Origin of the sequence: Allofranklinella schreckenbergeri (assembly GCF_003703475.1) — a bacterium.
Classification (GTDB): Bacteria; Pseudomonadota; Gammaproteobacteria; order Burkholderiales; family Burkholderiaceae_C; genus Lampropedia; species Lampropedia schreckenbergeri.
Map to the genome: position 1 here is coordinate 1 of NZ_RDQM01000012.1, position 16,560 is coordinate 16,560.

Genomic DNA, 16,560 nt, shown 5'->3' on the forward strand with positions numbered 1-16,560 from the left:
TTGTCTCGTGATTACGAGCGATTGCCAGACGTACTGGGGGGATTGCACTTCGTGGTCTTTGCCATTCTCATGCTGCCCAATGCCATGCCGTTGATTCGGTTGGCTCAAAGTTCATAACACGCTCTAGCAGACTGTTCACCGCCAGAACAGGCCAACCCGCCAACACTACAATCGCACGCCCAGCCTTGGGCCGCACGGCGCTGCGGCCCAAGGCCGTTTTTCCCCACCGAATTCCCCCTTCATTTCCCCATGCTGGACATACTGCTGCTGCGCAAAGAATTGGATTCCGTCATTGCCCGTTTGGAAACGCGCAAAAAACCCCAGGCATTTCTGGATGTGGCCGCCTTCACCGCGCTGGAGGCCGAGCGCAAAACCATCCAATCGCGCACCGAAGAGCTGCAAGCGCAGCGCAACAGCCTCTCCAAACAAATCGGCCAGCTCAAAGCCAAGGGCGAAAGCGCCGATGCCGTGATGGCCCAAGTGGCCGCCATCAAAACCGAGCTGGATGCTTCCGCCGAACGCCTGGAGCACATTCAGGCGCAATTGCAGGCACTGCTGCTGGCCGTGCCCAACCTGCCGCATGCCAGCACGCCCGTGGGCCAGAGCGAGGCCGATAACGTGGAGGTGCGCCGCTGGGGCACGCCGCGCGCGTTCGACTTCGCCGCCAAAGACCATGTGGATGTGGGCGAACCGCTGGGGCTGGACTTCGCGCTGGGCGCCAAGCTCACCGGCGCGCGCTTTACCGTCATGCGCGGCCAGATCGCCCGCCTGCACCGCGCGCTGGCCGCCTTCATGTTGGACATGCAAACCCAGCAGCACGGCTACCAGGAAGCCTATGTGCCCTACATCGTCAACGCCGATTCGCTGCACGGCACGGGCCAGTTGCCCAAATTCGCCTGCGACCTGTTCGCCGCGCAAAAAGGCGGGCAGGACGCCGAGCCCGTGCCCGATGACACCGCGCTCTACCTCATCCCCACCAGCGAAGTGCCGCTGACCAACATCGTGCGCGGCGAAGTGCTGGCCGAGGCGGATTTGCCCCTCAAACTCACCGCGCACACGCCCTGCTTTCGCTCCGAAGCGGGCAGCTACGGGCGCGACACGCGCGGGCTGATCCGCCAGCACCAGTTCGACAAGGTGGAGATGGTGCAAATCACCCACCCGGAAAAAAGCTACGAGGCGCTGGAGGAAATGGTCGGCCACGCCGAAGCCGTGCTGCAAGCGCTGGAGCTGCCCTACCGCGTCGTCGCCCTGTGCACGGGCGACATGGGCTTTGGCGCGGCCAAAACCTACGATTTGGAAGTGTGGCTGCCCGCGCAAGACACCTACCGCGAAATCAGCTCGGTGAGCAATTGCGAAGCCTTCCAGGCCCGCCGCATGCAGGCGCGCTTCAAAAACGCCGCTGGGAAAAACGAGCTGGTGCACACCCTCAACGGCTCCGGCCTGGCCGTGGGCCGCACGCTGGTGGCGATTTTGGAAAACCACCAAAACGCCGACGGCAGCGTCACCATCCCCGCCGCACTGCGGCCTTATATGGGCGGGGCCGAACGCATCGGCTGACCGGCCCCGCCCACCCGCACATTGCGCCATCGCGCTGTGCAGGCGGGCATTTCATGCGGGCGTTGACTTTGGCTTTGACGCCGATCGCCATCGCCCCCCATGCCCGCCCTGGCGGACGGGTAGCGCCACACCACAACGCCACCCCATCAATTGTCCGATCCGCCTTCCACCACCCCCATCCCATCGTGACCCCCACCGCCGTGCCCATGACGCCCAGCGAACGACGCGCCAGCGTCTTGCTGGCCTCTCTGTTCGCCCTGCGCATGCTGGGCTTTTTCATGGTGCTGCCTGTGTTTGTGCTTGCCGCCAGGCACTACGAAGGCGGCGACAACGCTACGCTGGTCGGCCTGGCCATGGGCATGTACGGCCTTACCCAGGGCCTGTTGCAACTGCCCTTTGGCATGGCCTCAGACCGCTTCGGGCGCAAGCGCATGATCTTGCTAGGGCTGCTGATTTTCGGCCTCGGCAGCGCCACCGCAGCGCTGGCCGATTCGGTCTGGGGCTTGATGCTCGGCCGCGCATTGCAAGGCGCTGGCGCCATCTCCGCCGTCGTCACCGCCTTGCTGGCCGACCAAACGCGCGATGCCGTGCGCACCAAAGCCATGGCGCTGGTCGGCATCAGCGTGGGCGCGACCTTCTCGCTGGCGCTGGTGCTCGGGCCGCTACTGTACGCCAGCATCGGCTTATCGGGGCTGTTCTGGCTGACCCTGGCGCTCACCACCGTCGGCGTGGCCTTGGTGGCATGGGGCGTGCCCGCCGCCCCCACACGCCCGCCAGAACCCCAACCGAAGGCACAGACCAGTCCCCCTGCCAATGCTGACGCCGCTACGCCCGCCACCGCGCCATCGGCCATGGCGGGTATCGGCCTGGGCCGCCTGTACTTTGGCGTTTTTGCCCTCCACGGCATTCAGATGGCGCTATGGAGCGCCGTGCCGCGCCTGCTGGAACAAGGCGGCCTGAGCGGTGGGCAGCATTGGCATATTTATTTGCCAGCCGTCATCGCCTCCATCGTCTTTTTTGGCGCCGTGTTTCGACTGGAACGGCGCGGGCGCACGCAATGGGCCATTGCCATCGGTATCGCCTTGATGGCGCTGGCCCAATTGGCTTGGCTGGGCCTGGCCTGGCTTGGCTTCAACGCGGGCACCCCAGTGCTGAGTGTGCTGGGGCTGTTGCTGTTCATCTTTTTCTGCGGCTTCAACGCGCTCGAAGCCATCCAGCCCAGCCAGGTATCGCGCCAAGCCCCGCCCGCCCACAGAGGCCGCGCCATGGGCATTTACGCCACCTTGCAATCCCTGGGCCTGTTCGCAGGCGGCGCCACCGGCGGCTGGCTGATGACGCACTGGGGACCTGTCGGATTGTTTGCTGGCACTCTGGCACTCACACTGCTGTGGCTGGCCGTTGCCATGCGGCGTTAAGCAGAGCCCAATGCTTCTGGAGATGGCTGCCTGAGGCAGCCTATTGGGCAAAAGAAAAGGGCCCTTACGGGCCCTTTCAAAACTCAGGCTTATGCCTCAAGTCCAATGTCTGGAGCGGGAAACCGGTCTCGAACCGGCGACCTCAACCTTGGCAAGGTTGCGCTCTACCAACTGAGCTATTCCCGCATTCGGCTACCGAAGTAGCGAACAAGCGCGCATTGTATACCAAAAATCAGCACTCAAAACCTTTTGATCGCTATTAATGCGAAACCACGGTTCGCTTGGTGCGTTTTTTCTTCTCTGCCGCAGCCAACGCTGGTACCGGCGCATCCACCTCCCCAGACTCCTCCACCAAGGGCACTGGTGTACGCACCAACGCATGCGCCAGCACTTCATCAAACCATTTCACGGGGATGATCTCCAGCCCGTTGCGCACCGATTCCGGCAACTCCTGCAAGTCCTTCACATTGCCTTCCGGAATCAGCGCGGTGCGAATGCCCCCGCGCAATGCGGCCAACAGTTTTTCTTTCAGACCGCCAATCACGGTCACTTCACCACGCAGGGTGATTTCCCCCGTCATGGCAACATCGGCCCGCACGGGAATACCTGTCAGCGCAGACACTAACGCCGTCGCCATGGCCGCTCCAGCACTGGGCCCATCTTTGGGCGTAGCGCCATCGGGCACGTGAACGTGTACGTCCTTTTGCTCAAAGTCTGATGCTGCAATGCCCAATTGCTGCGCACGGCTGCGCACAACCGTACGCGCAGCTTCGACCGATTCCTTCATGACGTCGCCCAACGAGCCTGTCCGCGTAATCTGCCCTTTGCCAGGCATGGTCACCGCTTCGATGGTGAGCAAATCACCGCCCACCTCCGTCCATGCCAGCCCGACAACCTGCCCAATTTGATCTTCTTTTTCTGCGCGGCCATAAGTAAACTTTCTCACGCCTAAAAACTCGTTCAAATTATCGGCAGTGACCTGCACCGGTACTTGCAACTGCCCTAATTGGATTCCTTTCACGGCCTTGCGGCAAATCCGGGAAATTTCACGCTCAAGCGAGCGCACGCCAGCTTCACGCGTGTAATAGCGAATAATGTCGAGGATGGCATCTTCATGCACATCTAATTCCCCTTTTTTGACCCCATTATTGTCAATCTGCTTGGGCAACAAATACCGCTTGGCAATATTGAGTTTCTCTTCCTCCGTATAACCCGAAAGCCGAATCACCTCCATCCGATCCAACAGCGCAGCGGGGATATTCATGCTATTGGAGGTTGCTACGAACATCACTTCGGAAAGATCGAAATCGACCTCGGCGTAATGATCGGAAAAATGGCTGTTTTGCTCCGGATCAAGCACTTCCAGCAAGGCGCTGGATGGATCCCCGCGAAAATCCGAACCGAGCTTGTCGATTTCGTCCAGCAAAAACAACGGATTGCGTGTGCCCACTTTGCTGAGGTTTTGCAAAATCTTCCCCGGCATGGAGCCGATATAGGTGCGTCGATGCCCCCGAATCTCGGCCTCATCGCGCATCCCCCCCAAGGCCATACGCACATATTTACGTCCTGTCGCCTTGGCAATGGATTGACCCAGCGAGGTTTTACCCACCCCTGGGGGGCCTACCAGACACAAAATGGGCGATTTAACTTTATCAATACGTTGCTGTACCGCCAAATATTCCAAGATCCGATCTTTGACCTTATCCAGTCCATAATGATCGGCATCCAGAATTTCTTGCGCAGCGGCCAGGTTTTTCTTAACTTTGGTTTTCTTCGACCAGGGCAATCCCACCAATGTGTCCAAGTAGCTGCGCACCACGGACGCCTCAGCGGACATGGGGGACATCAAGCGCAATTTCTTCAGTTCAGCTTCTGCCTTTTTCTGCGCTTCTTTGCTCATTTTGGCAGAAACGATTTTTTTCTCTAAATCTTCAATATCAGCGCCATCCTCTCCCTCGCCGAGCTCTTTCTGAATGGCTTTAACTTGTTCGTTAAGATAAAAGTCGCGTTGATTCTTTTCCATTTGACGCTTGACGCGCCCACGGATGCGTTTATCGATTTGCAAAATCTCCACTTCAGCATCGAGCTGCTCTAATAACGCTTGCAATCTTTGATTGACATCTTGTGTTTGCAATAGCTCTTGCTTGGCTTCCAGCTTGGCTGGCAAATGCGCCATGATCGTATCCGCCAAGCGACCAGCATCATCAATACCAGAGATTGATGCGGAAATATCTTGGGGAATTTTCTTGTTTAATTTGACATAAACATCGAACTGCTGCACCACCGCACGTCGCAAAGCCTCTTGCTCTGCACTCAGTTCATTATTTTGGGCTTTCAGCAAGATAACTTTCGCCTCAAAATGGCTTTCCGTATCCCGCACCTCATGCAATAACGCACGCTCTGCCCCTTCAACCAGCACCTTCACGGTGCCATCGGGGAGCTTGAGCATTTGCACAACCGTGCCCGTGCACCCCACCTCGAACAGATCTTTCGCTCCCGGCTCTTCCAGCGATGCCGACTTTTGCGACACCAAGACAATGCGCCGATCAGCAGCCATGGCCAATTCAAGCGCTTTAATGCTTTTAGCTCGCCCCACAAAAAGCGGCACAACCATGCCAGGGAAGACCACCACATCACGCAGCGGGAGTAAAGGCAATGTTTCCGCACCCTCCACAAGTGCGACATCCCGAGAATGGTCAATCATACGAATACGAGCCTTTCATCAAATAGAAAGCAATTACTAACCACTTAGCCCAGCGGTTCCAAAGGCAATTGCAGGGGAGCTAGATAGAGCTCTTTGCCTGTAATTCAAGCACCGCATTGCACTGGAGACGGGAAAGCACTGCTTTTCCCACTCGCCTCCTGCTCTCAAGCAAACCACTGTTGTGCAGCCAATGGCTTACGCAAGCGATGGCCTCGCTCCACTCAGACTCGACTATCGAAGGGTTTGCCGAGAGACTTTTAGATACGCTTGCGCCAGGAAGGCCTCAGTTCACTAACAACCACGCCCAACACAATCAGCGCCGCGCCAACAATGGCCAGACCTGGCAAGCGCTCACCTGCAATGCGCCCGGCAATACCGCCCCATACCGGCTCACCCGCATAAATAAGCGTAGCGCGCGTGGGAGAGACTGTTTTTTGCGCCCAATTCATCGTCAATTGGATCAGGATGCTGGCCGTAGCCATACCCAACGCAGCCAGCAGCCAGACCCACGAAAATGCCGGAATCGCCTCCCCCGTCACAGGCATGAACAGAAAGGACAACGCCCCTGCAGCAAAAAGCTGAATGACGGTGACACGGCGCACATCCACCTTGCCGGCAAAACGACTGATCAAAATGATCTCGCCGGCCAACGCTACGGCGCTCAGCAGCGTCGCCCATTCACCACGACTCATCTGCAAGCTCAAACTTCCGTCGGGGCCCGCCAGCAGCACCAAACCCGCAAAAGCCAACGCCACGCCGATGAGACTCATCCAGTGCGGCGGACGTCGCAGCACCAACCATTGCAACAAAGGCACCAGCGGCACATACAGCGCCGTAATAAAAGCGGACTTGCTACTGCTGATCGTTTGCAAACCATAGGTTTGCAAGCCATAACCCAAACACATGCTTGCGCCAATCGCTATGCCAGCGCCGATTTCACGACGATTCAACCCTGCCATCGCACGGTGAAACACCAACATCCCCAATAACGCCGCCGTGACAAAACGCAGTCCAACAAAAAAGAGGGGGCCGCTATACCGCATGGCCGTATGGACAACCACGAAGGTGACGCCCCAAACCATGGTGATGACAATCAGCGCCAGCTCCTGGCGGCTCAGGCCAAACGACAATGGCCTGCTAGGGGAAGACATTGGAGATTCCATCCCCCGATGATAGGAGCGCAAATGCATTCAAATTGTGTGGCCGTGGATGGGGAACTCTTCTGCGGCACGCACAGCGCCAAACAGCTTTGGGCCTATTCGGGAAAGAGGACTTCCAGGCGCATACCCCACCTCTGCACTACGCTAAACAGGAGAGACTTCGCATGTCGCGTTTTCATGGCCCCCACACTATTGCCCTAGGCTCAGCAGTGGCTGAGCTGGAGACCCCTTCTTTGGTTGTTGATCTCGATGCGATGGAGCGCAACATCGCCCGGATGGCGAGCTTTGCGGCCCAAGCAGGCCTGCGCTGGCGGCCACACGCCAAACTGCACAAATGCGGAGCGCTCGCTTTGCAGTTGATCGCCGCTGGCGCGAGCGGCTGTTGCGTGCAAAAGCTGGCAGAGGCCGAAGCAATGCAGGCTGCGGGCGTGAACGATATCTATATCAGCAATGAGGTATTGGATGCGCGCAAACTCCAACGTGTGGCGCAATTGGCGCAAAGCGCGCGCTTGGCCATTGCAACAGACAGCACCTTGGGCGTGCGGCGCTTAGCTCAGGCGATGGCAAAAACAAGCCCCAATTCACACATCGACGTTTTCATTGAAATCAACGTGGGCCAGAACCGTGCAGGCCTCCACAGTGATGACGACTTGGTGGTGCTGGCTCGCGAAATTGCCAGCCATCCGCCCTTGCGCTTCGTTGGCCTACACGCCTACCACGGCGGCGCACAGCACATAGAGGATGCCTCTACACGGGCCCAAACCATGCAGCATAGCTACGCGCGCGTACGCAATGCGCAGGCCAAACTGGCTGCGGCTGGCTTTGCCGATTTAGAGGTCACGGGCGCTGGCACCGGCACATTTGCACTGGAGGCGGCAAGCGGCATTTATACCGAGTTGCAACCGGGTTCGTTCCTGTTCATGGATGCGCATTACGCACAGGTCAGTCCCGTACCGCATCAACCCGTTTTTGAGCATGCCCTGTTCATCAAGACCCAAGTGATTTCTTGCGCGCCTACACATGTGGTCGTGGATGCCGGACATAAAAGCCATGCCATCGATTCCGGCTTGCCCGTTGTCTGGAACGATGGCCGCACACCTGTTTACCAATTCGCCAATGGCGGGGATGAACACGGCATCATTCGCCCCTGCGATACCGCTGCACCCGCACAGCTTCCCGCAGGGGGCGATAGCCTGTGGCTGGTGCCAGGCCATTGCGACCCGACTGTCAATTTGCACGATGTACTGATCGGGGTGCGCGGAGGCTTGCATGAAGGCCGCGTCGAACGCTTGCTGCCTGTCGATGCACGAGGTGCGCTTTGGTAAAGCCGCGCCTGGCCCCATCACTGGTTGCACGTATGTTTCAGATCCAATGGGGCCGAATTGCAGAAATAGGCTGGTTCAAAACGTCTGCTTGGGGAAAAGCCTGTTCAGCCTGCCCTTATTCCCTATTACAGTGTGGTGGTGTTTGACGCCCACCCCAATAAGGAGATCAATACATGAGCAAAAAAACGGATCAAGCCAGCGGCCGCTCCGACTACCTGGAGCAGTTTCAGCAGATCCAACAAAACGCTGTGCAGGGCTGGATGCAGCTAGCTGGTCAGGCGATGCAGTGGATGCAACCGGGGCTGCATCTGCCAAAGAACGCCCCCTCTGGCACAGAAGATGCCACCCAAACCAAAGCCAGTGAGGCTTCTTCGCCCACTAACCCGTTTTGCTTTTTCACCAACTTCGCCAAAGAGCAAATGGGCCAGGCCGCGACCCCGTTCTATATCCCGCCCGAAAAATGGCAGGCTTTGCAAAAAGAATATCTGGAGCAAATCACCCAGTTGGCAAAACACGAGGCGGGCAATAACGATTGGAGCGACGTACTGCAGCCCGACCGGCGATTCTCTAGCGAAGCCTGGCGCCACAGTGGCCCCGCAGCGATGACCGCAGCGCTCTACCAAATCAATTCCAACGCCTTGCAAAAGATGGTGGAAATCACCGAGGCCGATCCTAAAACGCGCGCGCGCTTGCAATTTGCAGTAGATCAGTGGTTGGCGGCTGCGGCGCCTACCAACTTCTTGGCGCTTAACCCCGACGCCCAGCTCAAAGCCATTCAGTCCAACGGGGAAAGTATCTCCAAGGGGCTGCTCAACATGTGGCAAGACATTCAGCGCGGCCACATCTCCATGACGGACGAGGCGCAATTCGAAGTCGGCCGCAATATCGCCATTACGCCGGGCACCGTGGTTTTCCAAAACGAGTATTTCCAGCTCATCGAATACACGCCCACTACGCCCCAGGTGTACGAACGGCCCTTCCTGCTGGTGCCACCGTGCATCAACAAGTACTACATCCTGGATTTGCAGCCTGGCAATTCCTTCATCGAATACGCCGTGGCGCAGGGGCACCGCTGTTTTGTCGTGAGTTGGCGCAACCCCGACGCTTCCATGGATACCAAGACCTGGGACGACTACATTGAGCATGCCGCCATTCGTGCCATCCAGGCGGTGCAGGACATCACCGGCGCTCCAACCATTAATGCCCTGGGATTTTGTGTAGGCGGCACCATTCTCTCCACCGCATTGGCCGTGTTGGCGGCACGCGGCGAGCATCCCGTGGAAAGCGCAACGCTCCTCACCACCTTGGTGGACTTTACCGATACCGGCGTGCTGGATATTTTCATTGATGAAAACATGGTGAAGTTCCGCGAGATGCAAATGGGGCATAAAGGCCTGATGCGCGGGCAGGATTTGGCCACCACCTTCAGCTTTTTGCGCCCCAACGAGCTGGTCTGGAACTATGTGGTCGGCAACTACCTGAAGGGCGAAACTCCACCGCCTTTCGATCTGCTGTACTGGAACAGCGATGGCACCAACCTGCCCGGCCCCTTCTATGCTTGGTACTTGCGCCACACCTACTTGGAAAACAGTCTGATCGAGCCCGGCAAACTCACCGTGTGCGGCGAGCAAATAGATTTGCGCAAGATCAAAAGCGCCATGTACATCTACGGCTCTCGCGAAGACCACATCGTGCCCATCCGCGGCGCCTATGCCAGCACACAGGTTTTCACGGGGAAAAAACGCTTTGTGATGGGTGCATCAGGCCATATTGCAGGCGTTATCAACCCGCCCGCGCGTGGCAAGCGCCATTACTGGAAGGCCGATGGCATTCGCAGCTACCCAAAGAACTGGAACGACTGGCTCGCCAAAGCCGAGCAAGTGTCCGGTAGCTGGTGGCCCGACTGGGCGCAATGGCTGGCCAGCCACGCAGGGGCGCAAATCGCCGCTCCCGCCAAACCTGGCAAAAGCCCGCGCTACAAAGCAATCGAGCCAGCGCCAGGCAGCTACGTCAAACAACGCGCTTGACGTGCTGCAAGCGGCTTTGAAGGGTAAATCCGCATAGCGCAGCACAAGGCCGCTTCGATAGATTACCCACCGTCTGCACAGACATTTTTCGTCCCACAAAAAGGAGATCACATGAGTCAGAAAGTAGCCTACGTCACAGGTGGCATGGGCGGTATCGGAACAGCCATTTGCCAACGCTTGCACAAGGCAGGCATGAAAGTCATCGCGGGCTGCGGCCCCACACGCGATTACCAAAAATGGCTGGACGAGCAAAAGGCCCAAGGCTTTACCTTTTACGCCAGCGTAGGCAATGTCGCGGACTGGGACTCCACCGCCGAAGCCTTCTCCAAGGCCAAAGCAGAGCACGGCCCCATCGACATCCTGGTCAACAACGCAGGCATTACACGCGACCGCATGTTCCTGAAAATGACCCGTGAGGATTGGGACGCTGTCATCAGCACCAACCTCACCAGCATGTTCAACGTGACCAAGCAGGTTGTGCCCGACATGGTCGATCGCGGCTGGGGTCGCATCATCCAAATCAGCTCGGTCAACGGCGAGAAAGGCCAAGCGGGTCAGACCAACTACTCTGCCGCCAAAGCCGGCATGCACGGCTTCACGATGGCCTTGGCGCAAGAGCTGGCAGGCAAGGGCGTGACGGTCAACACCGTCAGCCCGGGCTACATCGGCACCGACATGGTGAAAGCGATCCGCCCCGATGTGTTGGAGAAAATCGTGGCCACCATCCCCGTCAAACGCTTGGGCACGCCAGAAGAAATCGGCTCCATCGTGGCTTGGTTGGCCGGGGAAGACTCTGGCTTCACCACAGGCGCGGACTTCTCCTGCAACGGTGGCTTGCACATGGGTTAAGCCCTCTTTCAACGCCTTGAATGAAAAAGCCGACTCAGTGGAGTCGGCTTTTTTGTGCGCGCCTTGCTGCACGCCATGGGCCTGAATCAGCCCTTGCGGCGATTTTTTGCGCCGCCCTGGCGAGCCTTGAGACGCGGGTTGGATTTGCATATCACGTAAATGCGGCCACGGCGACGCACAACTTGGCAATCGCGGCTGCGGTTTTTGGCTTCTTTGAGGGAAGAAAGAACTTGCATGGCTTCTCCTGAATGGCAGATCAATAACAAGTGATGGCCCAACCCGCCATTGCAGCCAGGCGATGCACTTTTTTGCGCCATTCTAAATGATAGTCATATCTCATGAAATGAGATCAAGCCTTCACGCATGCAAAGCCGTGCGTGCAAACACCAGCGCTGAAACCTCTCGCGCGCCAGCTTGGCGCAACAGCCCGGCCAAGGTGAAAAGGGTGGCGCCTGTAGTCATCACATCGTCCACCAACAGCACATGGCGGCCCATCACGGTATGGGGGCGGGTGACGCGAAATGCGGCTTGCAGATTGCTTTGTCGCTCGGCTTTGCCCAAACCTGCCTGCGCAGGCCCCGTAGCCACGCGGGTCAAGCCGTCAAAGCACAGCTTATGGTTTTGCTGCGCATGGCGCGCCACCACTTTGGCCAGCTCCCAGGCCTGGTTGTAGCCACGCTCGCGCAAACGCGGCAGTGCCAGCGGGACAGGGAAGATCATCTCCACATCGGCCATCACATCCTGGCAACCGGGCGTTTGCCACAACAAAGCGCCAAACGCCCTGGCCCATTGCGGCGCATCGTGGTATTTGAAGGCGGCGATGGCCGCATGCCACGGATAGGCGTAATCCACAGCCGCCACGCAATGGCTGAGCGGGCTGGGCCGATGGGCGCACGCAGGGCATGGCGCATGCGCTTGACCCAGCGCCAAAGCGCAACGTGGGCAGCGCGGCCGCGTGTGCGCCCAACGCGCCAAACAATCGCCACAAATGCCGCCCGGCATGCGCCAAACGGGCCACCGGGCACAAAACGGGCACTGCGCGGGCACGCTGGCGATGACGGTAGAAAAAGGGGACATCACGGCATTGTCGAATACACGGCCCTCCCAGCGCGGGCAGAGCGCCTGCCCAGGCTGGCGGCTAACGCACAACCTTGAATTCCAACTCAAGAAAACCCATGCATTGATGGATATGCCGAAACAAGGCAGTTTTTTTGCCTTTGAAACACAAATTGATATCAAATCAAACGAAAACAAAGCCCGCTCCGGGCATGCCGAAACGGGCTGTTTTTCATTCTTTTGAATTGGAATTCTGGGCCACTCAGCCAAACTCCCGCGCCATCTCCGCAGCGCGGGTGCTGCTGGCCTGGATGGCCGCCATGAAATGCGCCTGTAGATCGCAGGCATCCATGGCCGAAGTGGCCGCAAACGTCGTGCCGCCTTTCGAGGTGACGCGCTGGCGCAAGACCTCGGGCGGCTCATCGGAAGCCGCGGCCAGCGCCGCCGCGCCTTCAAACGTGGCCACCGCCAAGCGATAAGCCTGCGCACGCGTCAAGCCCAGCGATTCGCCCGCTTGCTGCATGGCCTCAAGAAAGTAAAACACATAGGCTGGACCGGAGCCTGAGATCGCCGTCACCGCATCCAGCAAAGCCTCCTGCTCTACCCATTGCACTTGGCCAACGGCCTGGGCAATGCGCTGCGCAAGCTGGCGGTCGGCCTCGCTCACCGAAGGGGCCGCAAACAGGCCCGTCATGCCCTTGCGGATCAGGGCCGGGGTATTGGGCATGGCCCGCACGATGCGCGCGCTGGCCAGCCAGCCCTGCAAGGATGGGGTCGTCACCCCCGCCGCAATGCTGAGATGCAAGCTGGCGCCCAGCAACGGCCGCAATGCCAGGGCCACTTCTTTGAGCACCTGCGGCTTCACGGCCCAGACCACGCAAGCAGCCTCTGCCAACGTGGCATCGCCTTGCGACTGGACGGCGATGGCGAAATCGCGCTCCAGCGCAGCCGCCGTCGGCGCATGCGGCTCAATAACCGTAATGGCTTGCGCGGGCCAGCCGCTATCGATCAAGCCGCCAATGATGGCGCGGGCCATATTGCCGCCGCCCACGAAGGCAATACGAGAAGTCATGGGGATACTTTGCCTTTCTTCGTCTGGCGCAGGCATTGGCAGCGCTGTTCACGCGCGTGGCGCGAATGGGCCAATGCCGTGCTCAATGCGGTTTGGGGGAGATGCGCAGTACAAAACGCAGACGGGCCTCAAAGGCCCGTCGTCGAAGTTGTGCAACGCCGCAAGCGGCCCGCATGCGTGCCGCGGGCGCGGCGATCAGCCTTGGTGCGCGCGCTTGCCGGGGTTTTTCTTGCTGCGTGTGTGCACGCCACGCTCTTTGCTCACGCGCTGGCCGCCACCTTGCTTGGGAATGCTGTAGCCCTTGGGAGCGGGCAGCGGGGGGGTGAATTTGCGATCGGCTTCGGTGACGATTTTGTTGCCCATGATGGTTCCTGAATAAAAAGGGAGGGGTAAAAGAAAGGGGCGGATTTTAATGGAGAGCCGCCGGGGCTTGTCGATTGGGCGCGGCCGCCAGTGCGGGCACTAGGAAAGATGCGCCTCACGGGCCGCTACAGCGTCTGCCTCGGCGGGCGCGGGCTGGGAATCGGGCAGCAAGCACGCTTCAATGACTTCCAGGTGGTTGTCGCGGGCGAAATTCATCACGAAATCCCATGCCATCGGCTCGTGCTCGCGCAACGCGGCATTCACCACCACACAGCGGGTGCCGTCGAGGACGGTGGGCACGCACCAGGGGGAATAGCTCAGGCGATGCCCCCGCGAGCCGGGCGGGCGAAACTGGCTCATGACGCCAGCGAGCCGCTCGGACCAATCGCTGGGGCGAAAAATCCGTCCATCTTTGGTTTTACCCAAGATGAAAATTTCTTTAAGAGGCGGGGTACTGGACATGGATGCGCGCCGCGGTCGCCGCAGCGAGGAAAAACGAAGCGCGGGATTCTACCGACTCCACTGATTTCAGGCCCTTCCTGTGGTCATGCCCCTTGGGCCGGGTCGATGCGACTGCGCCAAAGGGGCATGTTTCGGGGGGCATCCGGATTTGTTCACGCGCTCGGCGCGCGGGGATCCCGAACAGGCTTTCAGGGATGGCGGTGCGGCCGGTCTTCTTTCATCTCCTCTGGCGCCAGCAAATCCATCGTCGGGGTTTCATTGAAGAAGTTCCAGGGCTTGAGCAGCACATGGACCCATTCGGTCGGCATGATGGGCCACTCTTCCGCCCGGGCAACGTGGGTGGTGCCCGTGGTCAGCCACACGACGTTGTCGGTGTTGACGATGTTTTCGTCATCGGCGGTGAACTGGCCCAGGCCTGTGTCCTTGTCAGAGCGGTTCGGGTATTTGCCTTCCGGGAAAAGCTCATCTGGCTTGTATTGGGTCACCCATAGCTGCTTGTCCATGAAGCGCAAGCGGTTGTAAATCCATTCGTCCTGGCCGAAGTTGGCTCCCTTGGCCACGGGGTGGGTGCCGCCTGCGTAGGGGATGAGCTGGTAGGACACGGGGTTGCCCACGCGGTTGAGTTTGTTGGTGTTGCTCAGCAGGCGGACCGTGCCGGGATCGAATTTCTGCGCGGCCTGCTGTTCGTTGGGCACGGTGCGGGTCCGGGTTTGCATCGTGCTGGTGCGCGGGCCGCCACGGGGGTTGGGCGCGACGACGGGGTCGATTTCGGTCAAGGTGTTTTTCTCGCCATCCACGTCCAGATCCAGCCGGAAGTTGTAGATGTGCTGGTGCGTGGTGCCTACGATGTTGTGGTCGATCAAGGTGCCAAACCGGGTGTCCTCCTCGGCGGTAGGGTCTTGCATGGTTCGGGCCTTGACGCCTTTGACGGCTTCAAGGCCGGTGGCACCCGCATTGATGCCGATGGTGCCGTTTTGCGCAAACACCCAGTCGAAGATGTAGTCGTAGTTGCCCACGGTGCTGATCCAGCGCACGACCAGCTCACGGCGCTCGGCGCTGACGTTGGGGCGGCCCATTTCCTGGTGCTTGTATTCGGGGCCGGCGTAACGCTCGAACACGGCAATCGCGTTGGGAATGAGGGTAGGCCGGCCGGTGTAGTCGGGCAGCGTTGCATCGAGCAACACGGCGTTTTGCGGCACGTCCTTGCCGCGTTCGATGGGGGAGGTCAGGGTGCCCATGCCGTACTCGCCGGAGTCCAGGTAAGCCTTGTAGTACCAGCCCACGTCCGGGTCGCCATAGGGCACGATCATGCCGCCCAGCGAGCCTTCATAGAGGACTTTGCGCTTGACGCCCTTGTCGTTGTAGGTGACGGTGGAGAGCAGCAGGCCCACGCGTGAATCCAGGCGGAAGTGAAATTCCCAGTTCTGCCAGCGCAGGGTGTTGCCCGCAATGGAGTAGCTTTTGCCTTGCGGCTCCAGAATTTCCAGCGGCTTGATGGCGGGGCGCTTGGCGCGGTCGCTGCCGTCATAGGGGCGTGCAGCCATCGGGACGGGGATGACGCCCGCGTCCTCCACCTTCACCACCGCTTTCTTTTCCAGATCGACCACGGCAATCAGGTTCTCGATGGGGTGCGCCCAGTAGTTGCCATCGCCAGTGTCCAGATAGCTGGCAACCTTCAGCAAGCGGTCTTCCTGTTTGAGTTGGTCCTTGCCGCCGAAATAACCCACCGTCAGCGGTGTGGCCACGGCTTTGGAAACATCCTTGATGCCGCGCTTGGCCAGCGCGGCGGCGTACTCCGCACTGGCTTCAATGGCCTTTTGCACGGTTTCGAAATCGTCGAGCAGCACCATGCCGTGCGCACCTTTGATCTCCTTCCAGCCCTGCACTTGCCTGGCGCCATAGTCCACTGTGCCCTCGTACACCTTCTTGCCGTCAAGAATGGTGAAGACTGCTTTTCGCCCTGCGCTGACGGGCTTGCCCTGCAAGGCGAATTCCCAGACTTGCTCTTTGGGCGGCGTTTTGAGCGAGATCTCGGCAAAACGCATGCCGGGCTTGAAGTGGCCGCTGGCTTTGATGATGCCCACTGCGGCGGTGAGCTCGTCTGCGGTCAGCGGGTTGAGCGGGCTGGGCTTTTCCTCGATGACGAATGTGGTGTCCAGCCCCGACTGGAACACGTCGTTGATGAATTCTTCGGCCACCATGGCCTGGCCGTTCTGGATCGTCACCGGCACGTTCAGCTTCAACGGTTTGCCGTTGACCAGGATGGTGTGCGCCCCTGGCTTGGCGCGCACCATGGTGCTGTTGCGCTGGATGTCGTAAAGACCGGCGTAGTCGTCCCAGCGCACGGTGGCACCGAAATCCTTGAGCGTTTGCTCCAGCGGCACCATCTTGGCCGGTGCGCCATGGGCCAGCGCCTGGCCGGCGGGCGCCAACAACGCACTGCCAAGAGCCAGCGCCAGCGCGCTGCGGCGAAACAAGGATGCGGGCTGCGCAAATGGGTGGTGGGGAGTCGTCATCATGATGGTTCCTCTCGTTGTGCGAAGCGATAGGGGTGCGCCCCAAAGCGGGAG

Annotated in this window: 14 protein-coding genes, 1 tRNA gene and 1 pseudogene; 7 read left to right on the forward strand and 9 right to left on the reverse strand. The window is 59.5% G+C overall.

Annotated features, from left to right (window positions below; all coding sequences use genetic code 11):
• From EBQ26_RS09615 to EBQ26_RS09625, 3 genes and pseudogenes are all read left to right on the forward strand, one after another.
• Window positions 1-117: pseudogene (locus EBQ26_RS09615) on the forward strand (IS5/IS1182 family transposase); the annotation flags it as partial.
• 132 nt (window positions 118-249) lie between these two features.
• Complete coding sequence (serS, locus tag EBQ26_RS09620) at window positions 250-1,557, forward strand: serine--tRNA ligase (protein ID WP_122238809.1); 1,308 nt, start codon at window positions 250-252, stop codon at window positions 1,555-1,557.
• 206 nt (window positions 1,558-1,763) lie between these two features.
• A complete protein-coding gene (locus EBQ26_RS09625) occupies window positions 1,764-2,972 on the forward strand; it encodes an MFS transporter (protein WP_122238866.1) in 1,209 nt (402 codons plus the stop codon).
• A gap of 110 nt (window positions 2,973-3,082) precedes the next feature.
• Here the strand turns inward: EBQ26_RS09625 and EBQ26_RS09630 are convergent.
• The 3 genes from EBQ26_RS09630 to EBQ26_RS09640 form a co-directional block, all read right to left on the reverse strand.
• Window positions 3,083-3,158: transfer RNA gene (locus EBQ26_RS09630), tRNA-Gly, on the reverse strand.
• 73 nt (window positions 3,159-3,231) lie between these two features.
• Window positions 3,232-5,676 (reverse strand): endopeptidase La, encoded by a 2,445-nt coding sequence (lon, locus tag EBQ26_RS09635; RefSeq protein WP_122238810.1) that lies wholly within the window; start codon window positions 5,674-5,676, stop codon window positions 3,232-3,234.
• A gap of 257 nt (window positions 5,677-5,933) precedes the next feature.
• On the reverse strand, window positions 5,934-6,827 hold the full coding sequence (locus EBQ26_RS09640; protein WP_122238811.1) for a DMT family transporter: 894 nt from the start codon (window positions 6,825-6,827) through the stop codon (window positions 5,934-5,936).
• A gap of 173 nt (window positions 6,828-7,000) precedes the next feature.
• Between EBQ26_RS09640 and EBQ26_RS09645 the strand changes: the two genes are divergently transcribed.
• The 3 genes from EBQ26_RS09645 to phbB all read left to right on the forward strand — a co-directional run bounded on the left by EBQ26_RS09645 (window position 7,001) and on the right by phbB (window position 11,037).
• Window positions 7,001-8,161 (forward strand): DSD1 family PLP-dependent enzyme, encoded by a 1,161-nt coding sequence (locus tag EBQ26_RS09645; protein WP_122238812.1) that lies wholly within the window; start codon window positions 7,001-7,003, stop codon window positions 8,159-8,161.
• Window positions 8,162-8,334: 173 nt separating this feature from the next.
• The gene (locus EBQ26_RS09650) at window positions 8,335-10,188 is read left to right on the forward strand and encodes a PHA/PHB synthase family protein (RefSeq protein WP_238944285.1); all 1,854 of its coding nucleotides are present in this window, start codon (window positions 8,335-8,337) and stop codon (window positions 10,186-10,188) included.
• Window positions 10,189-10,299: 111 nt separating this feature from the next.
• Window positions 10,300-11,037: an acetoacetyl-CoA reductase gene (gene phbB / locus EBQ26_RS09655; RefSeq protein WP_122238813.1), complete on the forward strand. Its 738-nt coding sequence runs from the start codon at window positions 10,300-10,302 to the stop codon at window positions 11,035-11,037.
• A gap of 86 nt (window positions 11,038-11,123) precedes the next feature.
• Here phbB and ykgO read toward each other — a convergent pair whose 3' ends face one another.
• Together ykgO and EBQ26_RS13010 are read right to left on the reverse strand one after the other, a co-directional pair.
• Entirely contained in the window at window positions 11,124-11,273 is a 150-nt protein-coding gene (gene ykgO, locus EBQ26_RS09660) for a type B 50S ribosomal protein L36 (protein WP_122238814.1), read from the reverse strand.
• 121 nt (window positions 11,274-11,394) lie between these two features.
• Window positions 11,395-11,889 (reverse strand): ComF family protein, encoded by a 495-nt coding sequence (locus EBQ26_RS13010; RefSeq protein WP_238944286.1) that lies wholly within the window; start codon window positions 11,887-11,889, stop codon window positions 11,395-11,397.
• Between the two features lie 136 nt (window positions 11,890-12,025).
• Between EBQ26_RS13010 and EBQ26_RS13015 the strand changes: the two genes are divergently transcribed.
• Window positions 12,026-12,337, forward strand: coding sequence for a hypothetical protein (locus EBQ26_RS13015; protein ID WP_238944287.1), 312 nt, complete (start codon window positions 12,026-12,028; stop codon window positions 12,335-12,337).
• An 18-nt stretch (window positions 12,338-12,355) separates the two neighbouring features.
• Here EBQ26_RS13015 and proC read toward each other — a convergent pair whose 3' ends face one another.
• From proC to tynA, 4 genes are all read right to left on the reverse strand, one after another.
• The gene (gene proC, locus EBQ26_RS09670; protein ID WP_122238816.1) at window positions 12,356-13,165 is read right to left on the reverse strand and encodes a pyrroline-5-carboxylate reductase; all 810 of its coding nucleotides are present in this window, start codon (window positions 13,163-13,165) and stop codon (window positions 12,356-12,358) included.
• Window positions 13,166-13,360: 195 nt separating this feature from the next.
• Entirely contained in the window at window positions 13,361-13,528 is a 168-nt protein-coding gene (locus EBQ26_RS13020; RefSeq protein WP_238944288.1) for a hypothetical protein, read from the reverse strand.
• A gap of 99 nt (window positions 13,529-13,627) precedes the next feature.
• Window positions 13,628-13,990 (reverse strand): DUF3579 domain-containing protein, encoded by a 363-nt coding sequence (locus EBQ26_RS09675; RefSeq protein WP_122238817.1) that lies wholly within the window; start codon window positions 13,988-13,990, stop codon window positions 13,628-13,630.
• A gap of 188 nt (window positions 13,991-14,178) precedes the next feature.
• A complete protein-coding gene (gene tynA / locus EBQ26_RS09680; RefSeq protein ID WP_122238818.1) occupies window positions 14,179-16,509 on the reverse strand; it encodes a primary-amine oxidase in 2,331 nt (776 codons plus the stop codon).
• Window positions 16,510-16,560: the final 51 nt, after the last annotated feature.

What these genes read in the sequence shown, in the direction of transcription:
- proC (WP_122238816.1), bottom strand. Translation starts at nt 13,165, where the DNA reads ATGACTTCTCGTATTGCCTTCGTGGGCGGCGGCAATATGGCCCGCGCC.
- EBQ26_RS09675 (WP_122238817.1), bottom strand. Translation starts at nt 13,990, where the DNA reads ATGTCCAGTACCCCGCCTCTTAAAGAAATTTTCATCTTGGGTAAAACC.
- phbB (WP_122238813.1), top strand. Translation starts at nt 10,300, where the DNA reads ATGAGTCAGAAAGTAGCCTACGTCACAGGTGGCATGGGCGGTATCGGA.
- tynA (WP_122238818.1), bottom strand. Translation starts at nt 16,509, where the DNA reads ATGATGACGACTCCCCACCACCCATTTGCGCAGCCCGCATCCTTGTTT.
- ykgO (WP_122238814.1), bottom strand. Translation starts at nt 11,273, where the DNA reads ATGCAAGTTCTTTCTTCCCTCAAAGAAGCCAAAAACCGCAGCCGCGAT.
- EBQ26_RS09640 (WP_122238811.1), bottom strand. Translation starts at nt 6,827, where the DNA reads ATGTCTTCCCCTAGCAGGCCATTGTCGTTTGGCCTGAGCCGCCAGGAG.
- EBQ26_RS13020 (WP_238944288.1), bottom strand. Translation starts at nt 13,528, where the DNA reads ATGGGCAACAAAATCGTCACCGAAGCCGATCGCAAATTCACCCCCCCG.
- EBQ26_RS13015 (WP_238944287.1), top strand. Translation starts at nt 12,026, where the DNA reads ATGCCGCCCGGCATGCGCCAAACGGGCCACCGGGCACAAAACGGGCAC.
- EBQ26_RS09625 (WP_122238866.1), top strand. Translation starts at nt 1,764, where the DNA reads ATGACGCCCAGCGAACGACGCGCCAGCGTCTTGCTGGCCTCTCTGTTC.
- EBQ26_RS09650 (WP_238944285.1), top strand. Translation starts at nt 8,335, where the DNA reads ATGAGCAAAAAAACGGATCAAGCCAGCGGCCGCTCCGACTACCTGGAG.
- serS (WP_122238809.1), top strand. Translation starts at nt 250, where the DNA reads ATGCTGGACATACTGCTGCTGCGCAAAGAATTGGATTCCGTCATTGCC.
- EBQ26_RS09645 (WP_122238812.1), top strand. Translation starts at nt 7,001, where the DNA reads ATGTCGCGTTTTCATGGCCCCCACACTATTGCCCTAGGCTCAGCAGTG.
- lon (WP_122238810.1), bottom strand. Translation starts at nt 5,676, where the DNA reads ATGATTGACCATTCTCGGGATGTCGCACTTGTGGAGGGTGCGGAAACA.